This is a genomic window from Vagococcus bubulae, assembly GCF_003950315.1.
Classification (GTDB): domain Bacteria; phylum Bacillota; class Bacilli; order Lactobacillales; family Vagococcaceae; genus Vagococcus; species Vagococcus bubulae.
In genome coordinates this window covers 1-20786 of record NZ_NGJT01000031.1, presented here as the reverse complement: position 1 = coordinate 20786, position 20786 = coordinate 1, and the positions used below count along the sequence as shown (strand labels likewise).

General features: G+C 33.6%; 10 protein-coding genes. 6 read left to right on the top strand and 4 right to left on the bottom strand.

Annotated elements, in window-relative coordinates; all coding sequences use genetic code 11:
* Positions 1 to 135 precede the first annotated feature (135 nt).
* Positions 136 to 2832, bottom strand: a complete 2697-nt coding sequence (locus CBF36_RS11115) for an alpha-mannosidase (protein WP_125958477.1) — start codon at positions 2830 to 2832, stop codon at positions 136 to 138.
* Between the two features lie 17 nt (positions 2833 to 2849).
* Entirely contained in the window at positions 2850 to 4151 is a 1302-nt protein-coding gene (locus tag CBF36_RS11110) for a glycoside hydrolase family 125 protein (RefSeq protein WP_125958476.1), read from the bottom strand.
* A gap of 146 nt (positions 4152 to 4297) precedes the next feature.
* Between CBF36_RS11110 and CBF36_RS11105 the strand changes: the two genes are divergently transcribed.
* Both CBF36_RS11105 and CBF36_RS11100 read left to right on the top strand, forming a co-directional pair.
* A complete protein-coding gene (locus tag CBF36_RS11105) occupies positions 4298 to 5353 on the top strand; it encodes a GntR family transcriptional regulator (RefSeq protein ID WP_125958475.1) in 1056 nt (351 codons plus the stop codon).
* 26 nt (positions 5354 to 5379) lie between these two features.
* Entirely contained in the window at positions 5380 to 7041 is a 1662-nt protein-coding gene (locus tag CBF36_RS11100) for a protein O-GlcNAcase (RefSeq protein WP_125958474.1), read from the top strand.
* Between the two features lie 15 nt (positions 7042 to 7056).
* On the opposite strand, the gene CBF36_RS11095 is transcribed toward CBF36_RS11100, so the two are convergent.
* The gene (locus tag CBF36_RS11095; RefSeq protein ID WP_125958473.1) at positions 7057 to 9243 is read right to left on the bottom strand and encodes a GH92 family glycosyl hydrolase; all 2187 of its coding nucleotides are present in this window, start codon (positions 9241 to 9243) and stop codon (positions 7057 to 7059) included.
* A gap of 116 nt (positions 9244 to 9359) precedes the next feature.
* Positions 9360 to 10718: an APC family permease gene (locus CBF36_RS11090; RefSeq protein WP_270279938.1), complete on the bottom strand. Its 1359-nt coding sequence runs from the start codon at positions 10716 to 10718 to the stop codon at positions 9360 to 9362.
* A 151-nt stretch (positions 10719 to 10869) separates the two neighbouring features.
* On the opposite strand from CBF36_RS11090, the gene CBF36_RS11085 reads away from it, so the two are divergent.
* The 4 genes from CBF36_RS11085 (at position 10870) to dinB (ending at position 20469) form a co-directional block, all read left to right on the top strand.
* Positions 10870 to 14436: a PD-(D/E)XK nuclease family protein gene (locus CBF36_RS11085; protein ID WP_125958471.1), complete on the top strand. Its 3567-nt coding sequence runs from the start codon at positions 10870 to 10872 to the stop codon at positions 14434 to 14436.
* Complete coding sequence (gene addA / locus CBF36_RS11080) at positions 14429 to 18175, top strand: helicase-exonuclease AddAB subunit AddA (RefSeq protein ID WP_125958470.1); 3747 nt, start codon at positions 14429 to 14431, stop codon at positions 18173 to 18175. The genes CBF36_RS11085 and addA overlap by 8 nt, the downstream gene beginning before the upstream one ends.
* 67 nt (positions 18176 to 18242) lie before the next feature.
* Entirely contained in the window at positions 18243 to 19106 is an 864-nt protein-coding gene (locus CBF36_RS11075; protein WP_125958469.1) for a DUF975 family protein, read from the top strand.
* Positions 19107 to 19347: 241 nt separating this feature from the next.
* Positions 19348 to 20469, top strand: coding sequence for a DNA polymerase IV (gene dinB / locus CBF36_RS11070; RefSeq protein ID WP_125958468.1), 1122 nt, complete (start codon positions 19348 to 19350; stop codon positions 20467 to 20469).
* The last annotated feature ends 317 nt before the right edge of the window (positions 20470 to 20786 follow it).

The following is a 20786-nucleotide window of genomic DNA, read 5'->3' as shown; positions in this document are numbered from 1 at the left end:
ACATAAGGAAATTAACTGCCTATAGGCAGTTGAAAAGTACGAATGAACTCAAAAATAAGGATTTAAAAATGATATTTTCATTCTTAAATCCTTATTTCTTTATTTTAGAGACTTTTGGGTCAGCCTCGTTATTTTTTATTTCTTTTTCCAACGTAATGTTTGGATTTTAGCTGGTTCAATGGTAGTAGATACCGATGTGTTTTCTTTTAATTCTTCAATCATATTGGCTTCAAACGGTATGTATTCGTTTATTTCTAGGTTAAGAGTAGAAGACGTTTGATTGGATAAGTTAAATCCTCTTGTAATAATATCTTCTCCAAACTCTTGTCTTTTAAGAGCAGTCAATGCAAACTGTTTACCATCAATGGATAAGAATTGATAATTAGAAGCTAACACGCCTGTGTGATGTGTTGTTTGTTTGACTGTTGTTGGGATTTGGAAACTTTGAGCACGTTTGTAAGAATCAAATAATGTGTTTTCAGTTGTTACTTCTATGGCAAAATCAACCGATTGTTTGCCAAGACACTGAGCTTCTGGCGTTGGGAAATACCCCCAATCACCTAATTCACCAACAGCACGTAGCAATGTTACAGCAATAGTATTGTTAGTTAGAATTTCATATTCATTTAATCCATAATTAGATATAGTCATACCATGAGTTTCATCTCTTAACGCTACAAACGAGTGTTGATGTTGTGGATTTGTTGGGTTCTCCCAATGTTTATTTTGCACAGTATTTGGTCTTTCAACTACTTCAAAGATACTTTCGGCAACATGAGTTTCTGTTGTTAAACCAGTTGGGAAAAGAACGCGTAAGCGATGATCTCGCATTTGATTATCAAATTCAGTGTGACATTTAATTTGACGATTATTTTTTTCTACTCTTAAAGTGGTTTTAAGAGTAAATGTGCCTAAATCTTTGCTGCGTTGTGCTTTTCTATCCCGCATTTCAATGACAGCTTTCATCTCCTCTTGTAATAAGTCTTCCGCTGAAAGTGGAATCATCATTTGCTGTTCAATCAACACTTCACACACTAATGGTGTATCTGTTATGACGTTAATTGTCGTAGGAAAATCATGTGCGTATAGAGGAATATCATTTTCCGGTTGTTTAAAAATGTATTCATTCCCAACATCTCCTACGTTTTCAAATATTAATCCACTTGGATAAGTGATGTTGGTTTCTTTATTGGTTATATCAATCAGTCCATTATTTTGTATAGCCACTTTAACATAATCATTTTCAATCGTTTGAGTGTTTTTATCAAACAAAGTCTTATCACTAGTTTGAGATTTACCTTCGACTAAGGCAAATGACTGCCAACTCATTTCATTGAATGACGCAAGAGATAATCTGATTGTTACAAAAATTGCCATATAAGGAATTCTAAAACGATCAGTTGGTAAATCGTAATCAAAGGCGACATCCACAGTCACTAATTCACTTGGAATAATAGTTCCATCACTATCTACTACATGAAATTCATTTAATGTTTCGGCGATTTGTTTTAATTCATCATATAATTCATTCGGCTTCCCTTCAGAAAATGGGCGACGCATCCACTCAATCGTTGTTTCAATGACTTCATTTTTTTCGACACCAGCTGTATTAAAAACAACAAACGGTTTACTATTTTTTGGTAGGTTACTTGTGTCAATATTGCTTGTTAAAGCCAAAGTAGCCTCATCTGCTAAGTATTTGCCAACTTCTAATGCTTTATCAAAACGTGCCATCATTTCACGATGAACCTCATCCACACTGCATCCACAAATACTATCGTGTGGGTGATTTTGCATTAAGGTTTTCCAAGCATAACGAAGCTCATCATGTGGGTAAGCTTTTGTGATATCGTAAGCCATCGTTGCTAATGGTTCTGTGATATTTTCTAATTGTCGTTGGACTTCAGTATTTTTTTGTTTGATATAAATTCTAGCAGAAGCTGTGTTAGCTAATGTGTACCAACCATCTGTTTCTTGAGACGTTAATTCCCCAGTCACTGTACTCAAGTTGTCAGGTAAATCAGACATGACAGCAGCTAAATAATCATCAAAATTACTATGAATAAACTCAATATCTGGATAGAGTTCGTTGGCTAAAGCGATGGCTTGTGTAACATCTTTTTGAACGGGTTGATGATCCACACCATTCATCATTAAAAGATGATCCGTTGAAGCATATTGGTTAGCGTCTGCTAATTTTTTCTCCCAAAATTCTATTGCTTCTTTTTTCGTTGTTGGAATTTCATTACCGTTGCTGTACCAGTTGGCAAACAATAAGCCAAATATTTTAGTGTTATCTGGTCCTTCCCACCACATTTCAGAAAATTGAGAAGCATATTTTTCGTCATTGATAACAGCATTGTTGAAGCCAGTTGGTTTGACACCACGTCCAAAGGCTGCTGCTTTAATCCCTGCTTCTTTCATCATTTGAGGTGTTTGTCCCATGTTTCCAAAGGTATCAGGAAAGTAACCCAACATGACAGGATTGCCCCATTTTTTACTTTCTTCTAGACCAATCAGTGTATTGCGAGTGTTGGCTTCACTACTAATAAGGAAATCATCTTGCAAGATATAAAATGGTCCAATGCGTAATTTTCCGTTTTTAATAGCTCGTTCAACGGCTTCTTTTTTTTCAGGTCGAACTTGTAGGTAGTCGTCTAAAATAATTGTTTGGCCATCCAAGTGAAAACTATTGAAATTTGGATTGGTTTCAAAAATCTCTAATAAATCGTCCATCAAGCGAATTAATCTCATATGATGTTGCTCGTAAGGTAAGTACCATTCTCTATCCCAGTGACTATGAGATATGATATAAACTTTTTTATTTTTCATGTCAGACTCTCCCTTGTTTAGTTGTAATGTGCATCAATGGTGATATCAAAGTAATCCATAACGAGTTCACAAAACATCATATTTGCCCATGAAAACCATTCACGAGTAAAATGATTTGGGTTATTGACATCAAATCCTTCGTGCATTAAGTGTGTTCCGCCATCGCATTCAACGAGTAAGTTTAAAATTCGTTCTTTTTCTTGTTTATCATCCGTTGTTAGACCTTCTATAGCTAAAGCAATCGGCCAAACGTAATTTTCAGGTGTGTGTGAGCTACCAATCCCTTTAGCGAATTCTCCCTCATAAAAATAAGGATTTTCTTTACTAAGCAATGTTTTTCTTGTTGAAAGATAGAGTGGATCATTTTTATCCAGATACCCAAGATAAGGAGCGGCCATTAAGCTCGGTACATTGGAGTCATCCATAATAGAATAATGTCCTTTTCCATCTACTTCATAAGCAAAGATATTTTCTCCATCATTATTTTTAACAATGGCATGTTCTTTAATACCAGCATCAATGTCTTTTTGAAGTGTTTTTGCTTGTTCTAACACAGCCTCATCTGTAAATAGAGTGGAATAAAGGTCAATAATATAACCTAGAACCACAACAGCAAACATGTTCGATGGAACAAGATAACCATATTGACACGCATCATCACTCGGTCTAAATCCAGACCATGTCATCCCTGTATAGTCAACAGGTGTGCCTTTTCCATCATTAGTTAAAGTATCTTCTAGTCGTGTTGTGTCCCTTTCAAAACGATAAGGAGAGTGATTATGATGTTGTTCCGTTTTCCATACAGTGAGTATTTTTTTTACTCCTTCATGAAAATCTTCGTTAAATTGAGACGTTTCTCCCGTTTGTTTATATAGAAGATAGGCTAATTGGACTGGGTAACATAATGAGTCAATTTCATATTTTCTTTCCCAAATCCAGGGTGTCATCTCAGTATGATCAGTTTGGTGGCCTTTATTGTTAGGGGTTTCATTAAAAGCATTAGCGTAAGGATCCATATTAATATATTTAAATTGTCGTTTAACTAGACCTGTAATCAGTGAACGAATGTCATCATCATCTTTCGCGATAACTAGGTAGGGACGAAATTGAGCCGTTGAATCTCTTAACCACATGGCAGGGATGTCACCTGTCAAAAGAAATGTTGTTCCATCATCATAACGGCGAACAGTAGTTAATAATGTATTAGCAAATCCTGCATTAAAGTTTTCTGCCCATCTAGGTTGATTGGCCTCGTGACATTTTTGCGTCATTTGTTCCATAAAGTGTTGCACCGATTTTGGTATTTCAGTATAAGCCATAAAAGCCCTCCTAATGATATATCTTTTATTTACAATTCTTATTATATGATATATCATTATAAGTGTCTAGTGCTTCATCATATTTTTTATTTTGATATATATGGTATGATGTACAATGAAAATAAGGAGTCGGGAGTGGGGAAAAGATGTCAAAACAGCCATTATATAAAAAAATATATCAAGAATTAAAAAAAGATATACTAACTGGTGTGTATCTTGAAGAAACGCAAGTACCAACAGAATTAGAATTATCTGAAAAATATGATGTTAGTCGGATTACGTCTAAACGAGCATTAATGGAGCTTGAAACAGAAGGACTAATTTACCGTGTACGCGGAAAAGGAAGTTTTGTCAAAAAACGTCAAGAAACAATGCAACAAGAAAAAAAGAATACCTTATTATTTGTTATGCCATTTGCGCAAAATGAGGGATTAGGAAATTATGCAGAAGGAATACTTGCTTCACTTAACACATCAGATTATCGTTTGCACATGCAATCTCATGATTGGTTGCAATCAGAAGATGCTCTTTATTTATCAAGTGATTATGCGGGAGTGATTTATTACCCAATTAATATGCAAGAAAGCATTGATTTTTTATACCAATGCCATATGCAAAATATACCAGTCGTTTTATTAGATAAACAAATTGAAAAAATTCATTACCCTTGCGTTGTGGCAGATAATGAATCTGGTGGCTCTCTTGCATCAAAAGAGTTAATCAGTAAAGGCTATGATGAGGTCATTTTTGTTAGTGGGACAGGTCTAACAGAAAGTTCGTCTGTCCGTGATCGTTACATGGGCTATTTATCAGCAGTTTATGAGGCTTCTTTAACACCTCAACATATTGTGAAAACACCTTTACAAACTATGGATCAGCTCTTTGAGTCAGTCTATGACGTTATTTGTCATAACAAAAAAGAATCTGTTGGTTTAGTCTGTGAAAATGATATTGTTGCTATTAGATTAATGACGTATTTAAAACAACAAGGCATGGATATTGGAGACAAAATTGGTATTATTGGATTTGATAATATTCAAGCCACACAATTAGTTGATCCACCTTTGACAACTATTGCACAAGATTTCTATCGTATGGGGGAAGTCGCTGGGGAGCTATTACTTAAACAGTTAAATGAAGAACCAGTTGACTCATTAGTTAATGTGATTCCTGTTTCCATTATTCCAAGACAAAGTACATAAAAGAATAGTAGAAAAGAGATGACCATATGATGATAGACCAAACGTTGAAAGTATTAGCTGAATATGATGATGTGGTGTTTACAAAACAATATCATGTAGTAGAAGATAAAAATATATCAATGACTTTTTCGGGAACGTTTTTTCGATTTGAAAGTTTAGATAATTGTTTTGACCAGTTCAATTTAGCTCATCCATTTATTTTATGGGAGAAAGAACACGGAGAATTTCAAGTAAAGCATCGATTTAACAGAAACCTATCACATGATGGCTTTATGTTATCTATCACGGAAGATAAGACGATTTTGATTGACAGTCGCACGATGAATGGTTGCCGTTTTGCTATCGAATTATTACAAAGATTGATTGTTAAAAATAAAAGTCAATTATTTCTACCGATAGTAAAAGTGACACATACTCCGTCATTTGAAGTGAGGGGAGTAATCGAAGGGTTTTATGGTATTCCGTGGTCACATGAGATGAGAAAAGATTGTCTTACTTTTTTATCTTCAAAGAGAATGAACACTTATATGTATGCCCCAAAAGATGATGAGTATCAGCGAAAACTTTGGCGAGAGTTATATCCCAAAGAGAAACTAGATGAGTTTAGAGAGTTATTAAATCTATCAAAATCTAATCACATTGACTTTTGGTATATGATAAGTCCGGGAAATGACTTGAATTATTTAGATGATACAGATTTGTCCGTGTTAAAAAATAAATTAAAGCAAATGCTCCAATTAGGTGTGACGCATTTTGGGTTATTAATGGATGATATTGCTTATGAATTAAGTGATGATGTGAAGAAAAAATTTAAAACAAGTGCTCAAGCACATGCTTATTTGATGAACGTTGTTTATGATTATTTAGTAGAAGAAATCCCCTATGTTAAATTTGTTGCGTGTCCAACAGAATATGATAATCACTATGATTCTCCTTATTTAGAAGAATTGACAAGATTGTTACATCAAGATATTCCACTATTTTGGACAGGTCCAACAACATTATCTCGACATATTACAACTGAAGATATAAAAAAAATGTCTGATATTTATCAACGTCAGATGATTATTTGGGATAATGTACCGGTTAATGATTTTGAACAAGACAATGAATTAATTTTTTTAAGTCAGTATAGCAATCGAAGTAAACAGTTATCAGATAATCAGTACAATGTATTAGGAATTGTACTTAATCCAATGGCCCAGTGGGAACTCTCTAAAATAACAGTTGGACATAGTGCAAAATATATGTGGCAAACAGATCGAGCAAATGATTTAGCGATGTGGCATCAAGTATTACAGGAGTATGGTCAAACAAAAGAGAACGGGCGAGCATTAGATATTTTATCAAAACATTTTACCAACAGGCATCTTGAACCAAGCATACCAATAGAGTGGCAGCAGTTAGTAAAGCAACAAGATATTGATGCCTTGACAGATATTTTGAAAGAATTAAGTCAAGCTGTTGAAACACTGAAAAAAATGAACAAACTTAACTTTTTGACAGAGATTACGCCTTGGTTTGATAGAGTGATGTTAGAAGACCGGTTATGGCAAGCAATGATATCAAAAAATGATAAAAAAGCACATACTTTATATCAGGAGTTAATGACTAAAAAACATCGTGTTGGAAGTCAGATACCTATTACTTATTATGAAACCTATCTAAAAAAAACTAGCGGAGAATAATTCCGCTAGATTTTTTTATGTTAATGAGAAAGGTAAATCAGTTTCTGTGTAGTGTTTAATTGGTGGAACTAAGCATAAGTCAAATTCTATGTTTCCACCTGTCATTAAATCATCATGTGTAAAGAAGAGATGGTTGTAGGGTTGATTATTTCTCAAGATATTTTTTGAATAGTGATATTGTGGGACATTATTGTTTGTCTGAATGGTTAAGTCATTGCCATTTGATAAATGAATCACCGCTTTATCAACAAAAGGAATACCCATGACATATTCACCGCTACCTGGAGTCACAGGATAAAATCCTAAACTGTTCAAGACAAACCAAGCACTCATGCTGCCATTATCTTCATCTCCTGGATAGCCATCAAATCCTAATTTAAAGGCTTTTGATAGTAATTCTTTTACAATGTGTTGGGTAGTTGATAGTTCTCCAACATAGTTAAATAAAAATGGCAGATGGAAACTAGGTTGGTTAGAAATGGCAATTTGTCCAAAGTCAATGGCTGCCATCTCACTCATTTCATGAATTTCAAACCCATAGCCATCAACATCAAAAATAGGGTAAGTATTGCACAAATCCGTGATGATTTCTTTGAAACGTTCCTTTTCACCAAGAGATTGAATCAGACCACCAAAATCATGAAATGCAGCAAAACTATTTTGATAAGCACTTCCTTCAGCATAATCACGTCCCCAAGCGTAAGGATTAAAAGGCGTTCTTGACTTCCCGTCTTTATCTTTTGAACGCAAGACACCATAGTCAAAGTCAATTAAGTTTCGGTAATTAAGTGATTGTTTAGCGTATTTTTTTGCCAAGTCTTTATTATCTAATGTTTTAGCCACTTGTGAAATACAAAAATCACTGTAAGCATAATCTTGAGTATGGTTGACACTTTCGTGATAGTGATTTGGTACATAGCCATAAGTTAGATAATCAAGTGTGCCAGATCGACCATAATTATCCTTTCCACTAACGGTTGTGGCACTTTTTAACATGGCTTCAAGAAAATCAGGCATCTTGTCTGTCGCAATATGTTTTACTCCAGCGTCAGCGATGACAGCATCAATTAATGTGCCAGGCATTAAGCCTCTCTCATCAGGTGAGAGCCATTTTGGTAAATAGCCACTATTTTTGTACGCGTTATAGAAACCCGCCAACATTTTTTCGTATTCTTTTGTTGCGATAAGTGAATACAGAGGGAAAAGCGAACGACAGGTATCCCAAAAACCATTATTAGTATAATAATAACCTGATTTTATTGTCTTACTTAATGTATCGTAATGAATGGGTTGCCCATCTTTATCTAATTCGTACCAGGTCTGTGGAAATAAGAAACAACGATACATCATTTGATAAAATAGTGCGACTTTCTCCTTATTTTTGTCGCTCACTTCAATTCGATTGAGATAATTTAGCCATTTATCCGCTGCTAGAGTTTTATGTTCCTCAAAGGTATGAAGCAATTCACGTTCTAGGTTGAGTGTCGCTTGTTTTTGACTAATAAATGATGTCGCAAGTTGTAAATCAAGCACTCCATCAGAAGCTAATTTGTTAAATGACAGATAAAGTGTTTCTTCTTCTCCTTTGTAGTGAGTTCCTAAATCAATCATGTGATTATGTTCTTGGTATTTTAAAGACTCAATATTTGTAGAAAAAGAAAGGTCGATATACATTTTTAACTCTTTATCTTCACAACCAGCCATATTAGAAATATAGCCAGTTAAATGATTGTTTTTAATGGTGAGTGATTTAATACCAGGAGCGGTAAAAAACATTCCGGCTGTCATATCTTTTCGGTTAAAGGTAAATCTCATATGTGCACCATAAGTATGCGCTGTCAATTCTGTTAAGATACGATGTCTTTCAGAATAAATCGATAAGTAATGTGGTTGAAAAGTTGCTTCTTCAGGTCGATAAGATCCTTGGTTAAAAAACAAATCAGTGGAATTTACAGTTCCTGATACAGGTGAAAGTAATAAATGAGAAAAGTCTCCCATCCACGGACTTGGTTGATGGGTTAAACGGATTCCTTGAAAAGTATGATCTCTTGGATGAAACCACCAACTCCCATTTTGATGTGTGGTTTGTGGACAGAAGTAATTCATTGCAAAGGGCACACCAGTATAAGGTAAGGTATTCCCATTAGAATAACTATGTTGATTAGCTGTCCCATGACGTGTATCGATGTTTGAAAGTAACATTTAAACTCTCCTTTGATATATCATTTTTATTTTATAGTTATATGATATATCATAACATCTTGAGTGAGAAATAAAAAGAGGGTATAAAAAAAGAAACGAAAAAAATCGTTTCTTTTTTACTGTTTTATCATATTGTTGGATTGATTTTTTCTAAAGGTGATATAACCAAATAAACAAAATAAAAAACAAATTCCAAAAGAGATAAATTCAAAGACTGGATTGTCATAAAAACCACCAAATAAAATAATTAATCCTCCAAGAATGGCTAAAATAGGTGAAATAAGTCCTGTAAAGGTTTCTTTAATGTCTTTGTCTAAATAAAGTTGAATGACTTTAAAATAAAGTGCGATGTACCACATATAACCAAATACAATCGCAATTTCACCAATATCACCTAATCCCATTAACTGGAAGTATTGTGTAAGATAGTGAATAATAAACCAACCACAAGAGGTCAATAAGGCAATGATAGCAGACCGACTACCTATTTTTTTTTGATGATAATTCTCTACTATTTTTTGACTATTTGGTAACATGTTTTTTGTTGCTAAAGCATATGGCATACGAATGTGCCCTAAAGTCACGCCGTTTATTACGCCAAATAGTGCTACAAGAATAAATAATAAAATGACTTTTTGACCAATATGGCCAAATAACATTTCACCAACTTCCATGACAGCCCCTTCTCCCATAGAAAGAATGTATTCAGGGCCTAGGATATGTGTGAGGCCTAGAAAATAAGATAGATAAACAATTAGAACGATGATTGGACCAAAACATAGGGCTTTTTTCATCGTCTGACTGCCACCTTTGACTTCATGTGAGATGGATAAAGCAATTGGCCAACCATCATAAGAAAAAGCCATAGGAGCAAGGGCAGCTAACCACCCAAGACCAACATCTGTTTTTTCTACTAATGGAACAGTGGGTGGAACGACAGGTGTTTCTTTTGACCAAAATAATGCGATGAATCCCATACCAAGTAAAGGGATTAATTTAGTAATCGTTGAAACGATTTGAAACCAGCCAGCAAATTGGCTAGATAGGATATTTAAACAATAAAAAAATAGCATGTAACAAAAGCCAATTCCCATTTGATAACTCATTGTTTGAGGTAAGTCTAATAACATGGTCGTATATGTTCCTGCTGCCCATGATACAACTACTCCAATGGTAGGAAAATACAGAAATGTCTGATACCAACCAAAGGCACTTGCTGTAGACTCTGAAAAAAATTCTTCAAAATAGGCAACCATTCCACCATTTTTAGTAGTACGCTGTGCTAGGTTTGTGAGCGATAAACTTCCAAATATTATACAAAGCGCTCCAATGATAAAGACTAATACACCTAAAAAGACGTTACCACCTGTAAAAGCTAAAATATTTCCAACTTTGAAAAAAATTCCAGACCCAACGCAAATTCCGATAATCATGGCGATTGCGGTCCAAAGACCATATTGTTTTTTCTCGTCGATAATAAAACCTCCATTTCAATATTAGCAATATATCATAAATAACAAAAAAGTGAATGAAAATTTTATGAAATCTAAAAAAGTCATGAGAGAGTTTTAATGTGTGGGATATGTTAAAATAAAGAAGATAAATAAAGGGATTGAGGTGTTATGTTTGAGTCTTCAATTTGTATTAAATACAGCAGAGGAAGAAGTCGTGGAAGATTTATTAGGTATGTCGACAGATTGGTTAGAAAAGTCGATGCATCATGAGGTGTTCTATCTTGTACCTAATCACGTTAAATTTGAAACGGAAATAAATGTGTTGAAAAAAATGCATACGTTACCTAAATTTAGTAAACAGAAGTACATGGCAAGTATGAGATTACAAGTCTTTAGTTTTTCTAGGTTGGCATGGTATTATATGCAACAAACTAAAAGTTATCAAGCAACGAGACTAAGTGATTCTGGAAAGTTTATGCTGATAAGAAAAAGCTTAATAACCTGTAAAGATAACTTGGTGTTATTTAAGCGTGAAGTCGATAGACCAGGTTTTATTCAACAATTACTTGATTTATTTGATGAGTTGCAACAAGGGAATATTTCGCCATTTGATTTACAAAAAGTGGTGGAAGATATCGTAACAACTGAAAAGACTAGTCAAGAAGATTATGTCACAAAATTAATCGATATACAGTTAATTTATCAAACGTATCAAGAGATGTTAATCACTCATCATATTGCCGATAAAGAATTACTAACAGAATTAGCTGAGTATTTAGGTGAAAAAGATTTATCTCATGTTCAATTTATTGTGTCAGGATTTACTAATTTTACAGCAGTAGAAAAACAACTAATAGAAGTGCTGATGAAAGTGTCTGGTGAAATAAAAATAAATTTAGTTCTTGATGAGGCACCAAAAGAAGCTTCTTTAGATAGTTATCAATTGTTTTTTAATACGTCAAAAATGTATCAAGAATTATATGATATCGCTAGAGACAATCAAGTGAAAGTATTATTTGATGTTAAATGTCACTCAAAAAATAAGACATCAATGAGTGAATTAGCACATGGGTGGCAAAATTTGCAAGAGTTAGTACCTGATAGAGTGGAAAACGCGACCGTTTCAAATGTGTTATCACTTTGGACTTGTACAGATACGTATCAAGAAGTAAAAGCTATTGGGACAAAAATTAGAGAATTAGTGGCGACAGAAGGATATCGTTACGAAGAGATTGCCTTAATTAGTCGAGATATTGAAACATATGCTTCAGAAATTATGGCAGTGTTTGATGATATGGAGATACCTTATTACATTAATGAAGAAGAGGATATGGCAAATCATCCTTTAGTCGAATGGTTACGCTCATTATTTAAAATAGATGAATCATTTTATCAATACCGAGATGTGATGCGCTTTTTAAGAACAGAATTATGCTTTCCAAATACCAAAATGACTGACGATTTGGAAACATGGTATGAAAAAATGAGTGCATTTAGACAAGCGACAGACTATACAGAAAATGTGGTACTTGCTTATGGATATAGTGGGAGTGACTGGATTAAAAAAGAAGATTGGGAGTATGTGACCTATCAATACAACACAGATGATGATACTTTGGATAATCAACAAGTTATTCAAGAACAATCTAATGATATCAGACGATTGATTGCGACTCATTTACCTAAGTTCTTTGAGAAATTAAAACAATCTACTACTAATAAAGAAGCTATTGTGACGTTCTATCAATTTTTACTAGAAATTGGTGTAGATAAACAGCTTCAAGCAATGCAACAACAAGAAATTGAAAGAGGGCATTTAACTGAAGCGAAAAATCATGAGCAAACATGGCAAGCATTGATGGATTTATTAGATGAATATTATGATGTATTAGGTGAAGATACTTTTGAGTTTGAGATTTTTAAGGAGATTTTACTTAGTGGATTAGAAGGCGTTAGCTATAGTAAAGTACCCGCATCTATTGATGAAGTGGTGGTAACATCATTAGATAGAGTGCGTGCTAAAAAATATCGGGCGACGTTTATTTTTGGGGCAACAGATCAAGTGTTACCTAAAAAAATTGATAATAAAACACTATTAAGTAACGAAGAACGAGATGTGTTTTCTCAATTATTAAGGTCAGACAGTTTCTTAAATAATAGTTTAACTGAATCAATGGCTAATGAACCATTTATCTTTTATTTGGCGTTACTGTCAGCCACAGACAAAATTATTCTTAGTGCACCTAAAAATCGTGACCAAGTCAAAGATGTTAAACTATCACCATACATCGAACAGTTAAGTCGATATTTTGCTATTCCTATTGTTCATCATGATGCTGTCCTAACAGCTGATGAACAAGTATTAAACTCAATTTCGACAGACAAACTATTGCTTAGTGATTTAGTGAGTGCTTATAGAGAGTATGACGAAAAGAAAGAAAGTGTTCCTTGGCTATTTTTACAACTAGAAAAACGTATTCGTAAACAATTACCAGTTGAAACAAATCGTTTATTTGCGAGTTTATCACATAAAAACATTCCTGAAACCTTAAATAATCAATCTGTTGATACATTATATGGTGAAGCCATTTATGCGTCTGTTTCAAAAATTGAAAATTTCTATCAGTGTCAATACAAGTATTTTTTACGTTATGGACTTGGTATTCAAGAAAGAGAGCAATTTGAATTATCCCCAGCAGCAGCAGGAGAATTTTATCATGAAGCTTTGGATTTATTCTTTAAGGAACTAATTAAACAGAAAATCCAACTAACAGAGATTTCAGATGATGAAGTGAAACAACTTGCTCAAACGGTGTTGCAGGAAATACTAGGGGATAAACGATTTACTATTTTATCCACAACCAATCGAATGAAATATGTGTCCTATCAGTTAGAAAAAACCATTCAAAGAGTGTGTTTATCGCTAAAAAATCAAGCTAAACGAAGTAATATGACCCCTATCCAAACAGAAGTCTTGTTTGGTGAGTCGTTAAAACAAGCTGGATTAAATAGTTTGGAAATTGTTTTAAACAACAATAAAAAAGTAAAAGTACGAGGTAAAATTGACCGCTTGGATAAATTAGTTATTGAAGATGATGTGTATTTAAGCGTGATTGACTACAAATCGAGTAAGCATAATTTTGATTTTGTTGATGCTTATTATGGATTAGCTATGCAAATGATTACGTACTTAGATGTTGCCTTAAGTAATGCAGTAGAGTTAGTTGGACAAACAGCTAAACCAGCTGGAGCACTATACATGCATATTAAAAATCCAGTTATCAATGTTAACGAAAAATTCTCATTAGAAACACTAGATGATCAACTACTAAAAGAGTATCAATATGATGGGTTGTTAGTAGAAGATGATGTGATCTTAGAAAAATTAGATAAAACCATTGACCCTCAGGTAAAATCGCTAGTTTACCCATACGAGCAGTTAAAAAGTGGAAAAATGAAATCATCACGATTTATCACATCAGATGAATTATCTCATTTAGTTGCTCATAATCGTGATAATTTCAAACAAGCTGGAGAAAAAATCTATGAAGGTAGCACGGAGTTAAATCCAGTCTATAAAGAACAAAAACGGTTAGCTTGTGGTTTTTGTCCATATAAAAGTGTGTGTCAATTTGACGTGATGTTACCAGAAAATAATTATCACCGAATTGAGTCCATGAAAAAAGAAACGATTATGGAAAAACTGCAACCTGAATCAAAGGAGGAGACAAATGAGTAACATAGATATTCCAGTAAAACCAGAAAACAGCCATTTTACAGATAAACAATGGCAAGCGGTATATGATTCTGGTGATAATTTGTTGATTTCTGCCTCTGCCGGTTCTGGTAAAACAACGGTATTAGTTGAGCGAGTGATTCAAAAAATTAAGTCGGGCGTTAATGTCGATGAATTATTGATTGTGACCTATACGGAAGCCGCTGCAAAAGAGATGAAACAACGAATTAAAGTAGCCATTCAAACGGCTATTACTGAAGAGGTTGATACTAAACAAAAAGAGCATTTGGTAAAACAACTTGGGCTACTTCCAACTGCTACCATCAGCACACTTCATGCTTTTTGCTTAAGAGTTATTCAAAGATACTACTATCTTATTCATATTGATCCTGTTTTTCGTTTATTGACTGATGAAACAGAAAATCTACTATTAAAAGAAGATGTTTGGGATGAGCTAAGAGAAGAACTATATGGTGAAGAAAGAGAAGCGTTTTATCAATTAACTGAAAATTTTTCTAACGACCGTAATGATAATGGGTTGATGGAACTCATTTTTTCGATACACTTATTTGCTCAAGCGAATTCTGAACCGGAAAATTGGTTAGATAGTTTGCTTAAAAATTATCAAATAACAGACAGCTTAGTCAACTCGTCACTCTATCAACAATACATGAAACCAGATGTATTAAATCAATTACTGTTAGCTCAAGCAACGACAGATGAATTAGTGAATCGTTGTCAAAGTGATGAAGAACTAAAGAAAACACTAGAAACAGTCAGTGACGACAAACAATTAATTGATACATTATTATTTTTAATTACTGAAGATAGACTAGATGACTTTTATGATTATTTGATAAGTACACCATTTACTCGTATTAAAGCGCCGTCTAAAAAAACAGCATCAGAAGAAGTTCAAGAAGAATACCAGGAAATAAAATTGGTACGAGATGGTGTAAAAGAAAGTATTGGAAAGTTAAGGAGTCAATATTTCAAACAAAGTCCTAAAGAGATGCTAGAGATATTAGAAAAATCACAGTCAGTGGTTGAAGAGCTAATTAGTGTGACAAAGCGATTTATCAGTCGATTTTCTAAAGAAAAAGAATCTCGTCATGTACTTGATTTTAACGATTTAGAACATTTGACGTTGGCGATTTTAAGAAAAATGGATAATGATCAATGGGTAGAATCTGAAGCATCAACGTATTATCGTCATAAATTCAATGAAATTTTAGTAGACGAGTATCAAGATATTAATAGACTACAAGAAACGATTTTGTATTGGCTACGTCGCCCTGAAAAACATAATGGAAATTTATTTATGGTGGGAGACGTTAAACAATCAATCTATGGGTTCCGCTTAGCTGATCCGACTTTGTTTATTGAAAAATATGAACAATTTGCGACAGAAGAAGATGGCCGTCGCATTATCCTAGCAGAAAACTTTCGTTCAAGAAGTCATGTCTTAGATTTTACGAACCTTGTCTTTACACAATTGATGGATAAAGAATTAGGGCAATTAGATTATGATACGAGTGCTGAATTAATTGTTGGGAATAAGTCATTTCCTGAAAGTAAGGATTATGATACGGAATTATTAATTTATCAAACCACATCAGAAGAAAAAGAGCAGGAGTCATTAGAATTTAGACTAGATGGAAAAACAGAGGGTGAGTTACGACTTGTTGCGTTAAAAATTCGAGACTTAATCGATAATAAATTTGAGTTGTTTGATAAAAAAGAAAAAGTAACACGACAGATCACTTATAAAGATATTGTCTTGTTGACGCCAACGAAAAAAAATAACTTAGATATTTTAGATATTTTTAAAGAGTATGATATCCCATTAATGGTGAACGATACACAGAATTATTTTCAAGCCACTGAGATTAGAATCATGATTTCTTTATTACAACTAATCGACAACCCTTACCAAGATATTCCATTAGCCGCTATTTTACGCTCGCCCATTGTTGGGATTGGCGAAAATGATATGGTTCTATTAAAAAGCTATGACATGACAGGCTACTACTATGATGCCTTGCAGAAATTTTTAATAGACGGGGATAAATCCAGTCAGTTGTATCAAATCATCGAGACGTTTAATCAACAGTTTAATCATTGGCGTGAGTTAGCAAGAAGAAAACGTTTGGTTGAATTGATTTGGCAAATATATAAAGATACTGATTTACTTGATTATGTAGCAGGTCTCCCATCAGGTATGCAACGAAAGGCAAACCTTCATGCCTTATATCACCGAGCATCAAGTTATGAAGAGATGAGTTTTAAAGGTCTATTTCAATTTATTCGGTTTATCGAAAAAATGCAGCAAAAAAATAAAGATTTAGCTGAAGCATCTAACATTAATGAAGAAGCAGATGCTGTTAGAGTGATGACTATTCATGCTAGTAAAGGCTTAGAATTTCCTGTTGTGTTCTTACTAGACATGTCAAAACAATTCAATCTAATGGATGTTAGACAACGAAAATTTGTTTTTGATGAAGAACTTGGTATGGGAATTAAATACAAAGACATTGAAAAAAGATTGGAGTATGACACATTTCCTTTCAGTGTCATTCGGGAGCATAAAAAACAAAAACTTTTAGCAGAAGAGATGCGTAAATTATATGTTGCGCTGACTCGTGCAGAAGAAAAGCTCTACTTAGTCGGTTCCTATAAAAACAAAGACGATGCCTATAAGAAATGGGCAACTTCAACTAGTGCTGAGCATATAGTGTTACCAACAGCAAGCAGACAGTCAACATCAAGTTTGATGGACTGGGTGGGCATGACTCTAGTTAGACATCCGGCCTTTGAGGCTTATTTTCCAACTAGTGAAGTGACTGTCTTACCAGCATTAAAGAAACATCCAGGACAATTTTCTATCCATTTCTACCAAGAAGATGACATTTTAGATGGGTATAAAGCTCAAGATGAGCAAGAGAAGGACTTAAAACCATCTGATATGAAACCAAATGTTAAATTATTAAAAGAAGTGGTGGATCGTTTGAATTTTTCTTATCCAGAAAAAGACGCCACTATGACAACAAGTTATCAATCGGTTTCTGAGGTTAAACGATTATTTGAAGACCCAGATATGAAAGATTTACCAACGCTTGATTTTTCAAAAGAGAGACAAATCAAAGCACATAGAGAAGTGGCACGTGACATTGTAAAACCTAGATTTATGGAAGGTGACGTTCAAATTAGTTCTACAGATATTGGTTCAGCTGTCCATATGCTGATGCAATTGTTACCTCTTAATAAAAAACCAACCGAGCAAGACATAAAGAATCAAGTAGAGGACCTTATAGTGAATGACGTCTTTACAGAAGCATTAGCCTCTAGATTGCCAATCAATCGGATTGAGTCCTTTTTTGACACAACGTTTGGTGAGTACTTAATAGCGCATCATGAAGTCACAAGAAGAGAACAACCTTTTTCATTATTATTACCAGCTAAAGAATTATATCAAGACTATGTTACAAAAAAAGAGGATACAGTGTTAATTCATGGGATTATTGATGGCTTTGTTCTAACAGATACAGAGTTTATTCTATATGATTTTAAAACCGATTATGTCCCTAATCATGCAACTGTTGAAGATTTAGAAAAATTAAAGCAACGCTATGTTGGACAATTGACTCTTTATCAATTAGCATTGGAAGAAATTTATCAAAGAGACGTAACCTCATCTAAATTGATTCTATTAAATAGTGGAGATGTCATTGATATGATATAAATGTTGTTCATTTATAAAAAAAAATGATAAAATAAATGTCAATAAAAAAGGAGAAGGGTGTGACATCGTGTATAAATCTTCTGGAGAACTTAAAAGGCAAGCAAAAGACTCATTAAGGGGACGATGGAAAGAAGCCGTAATGTTGAACTTAGTACCGTCAATTATTCAAATGGTTTCGATGTTTTTTGTAACAATGATAATAATAGGGTTAGGGTTATTTATAGGATTAGTAGCCAATGATCAAAGTAATTTTTCTAAAATGATGACGCCTAACTATGAAAAGATAAGTGATGGCGATGACTGGGATGAAAGTTATATGTGGGAAGAAGAGTTTGACGATGAATCACCAGGGGCAAGTGCGGTGGCTGCTCTTACTTCAGCAACATCTGCGCCATTAGTTGGACCTATTTTTAGTTTTGTGATGACGTTCTTAACAATTGGTATTTCATTTACCTTTTTAGATGTCATAAGGCGAGGGAAATCACAAGAAATGTCATTTAAACAATCGTTTAGGTTGTTTAACGGAAATGATTTCGTTCCAGTATTATTGATTAATATTTTGACGTATATCTTCCAATACTTATGGTTCTTATTATTTATTATTCCAGGTATTGTAAAAGGGTATTCTTACTCACAAGCAAACTTTATTTACAAAGATTTATCTTCAACTCGTGACACAAGAAGTATGGGAGCCACAAGTTTTATAACTGAAAGTCGTGAGTTAATGGATGGACATAAGGGACGATTGTTCTGGTTAGATATTAGTTTTATTGGTTGGTATATAGTAGGGCTGCTAACAATGGGAATAGGATTATTATGGATTAATCCATATATTAATGCGACGAAAGCAGCATTTTATGATGATTTATCTAAAGGGAAATTTTTAGAAGAAGAAGTAATTGAAGATGATGAAATTTGGACAAGTTTTTAAAGAATGAGATGATTCTCATTCTTTTTTTATTATATTGATACCATAAAGTCAGATAACTTTAACGCATAAGTCGTATGATGAGTGGCATACCAATTATCCCGAATTGGTTTTTGAATTCTATTTATTTATAAATAGAATCATTTACAACCTTCATTTCCACTAGAGCGACGGCTTTGGTGGTTTTTTTGTGTCTTCATGATATAATATAAGCGAACGTACATTCTTTTTTGGAGGTGAGTTTATGTCAAATGGTTTGAAATTTCCGTTAATTAACGATTTATCTCGAAAAATTATCCATGTTGATATGGATGCTTTTTATGCTTCTATAGAAGAAAGAGATAATCCCGGTCTAAAAGGTAAGCCATTAGTCATTGCAAAACACCCTAATGATACAAATGGACGTGGAGTTGTCACCACAGCAAATTATGAAGCAAGAAAATATGGCATTCATTCAGCAATGAGTGCAAAAAAAGCATATGAACTCTGCCCACATGCGACGTTTGTCTCAGGCAACCGGGAATATTATGCTGAAGTTTCTAAACAAATTCATGAAGTTTTTAGAGAATACACAGATGTGATTGAGCCTCTCTCGCTTGATGAAGCTTATCTTGATGTAACAAGTAATAAACAAGATATTAAAAGTGCAATAAAAATAGCCCGACTTATTCAATCCAAAATTTATGAAAAAGTCGAATTAACCAGTTCAGCAGGAGTCAGCTATAATAAATTTTTAGCTAAAATTGCGTCAGACTATGATAAACCAAAAGGATTGACCGTTATACTACCAGAAGATGCGCAAGAATTTTTGTTTGAATTACCAATTGAAAAATTTTATGGTATTGGAAAAAAGACGATTCCACTTATGCACGAAATGGGTGTATACACAGGCAAAGATTTGTATGATATACCAGAAATGACGTTAATCGATTTGTTCGGTAAAAAAGGATATAGTTTATATCGTAAAGTTCGTGGAATTCATAATGATCCTGTTGAAAACAATCGAGAAAGAAAATCGATTGGCAGAGAAAGAACGTTTGGAAAAACACTTATTCAGGAAACAGATGTGTTAAAGCATTTAAGAGAAATGTCAGAAGAAGTTAGTCAAAAACTGTTAAAAAATGAATTGAAAGGAAAAACAATCGTTTTAAAGGTAAGAACTAATTCGTATGAAACAGTCACAAGAAGAATGACATTAAATAAATATATTTATCAAACGGAAGAGATTTATTTTTATGCTAACCAATTGTGGGAAGAATTAAATTGGACCAATATTGGTATTAGATTAGTAGGAGTAACAATCACAACTTTAGAAAAGTCTGTTTATGAAGCAATAGAATTACCTTTATTCATTAAAAAAGGGTAGATAAATAGTAACAATGAAAAAAATATAAAAAAACTGTTGACGAAGTGTGACATAATTGTTATATTAATTCATGTCGCTACGAGCGATACAAAAATATAAAAACAACTTAAAAAAATATTTTAAAAAGTTCTTGACAAAAAGTTAACAACTTGATATGATATAAAAGTTGTTACGGCAACAAAGTTTAGATCTTTGAAAACTGAACAAAGTAAGACGAACCAAATGTGTAGGGCGTTTCTACTATGTAGAAACAAACCATATTTAGTGAATACAATTCGCTAGCAAGTTTTAAAACAAATGAGCTAAACATCGTAAGA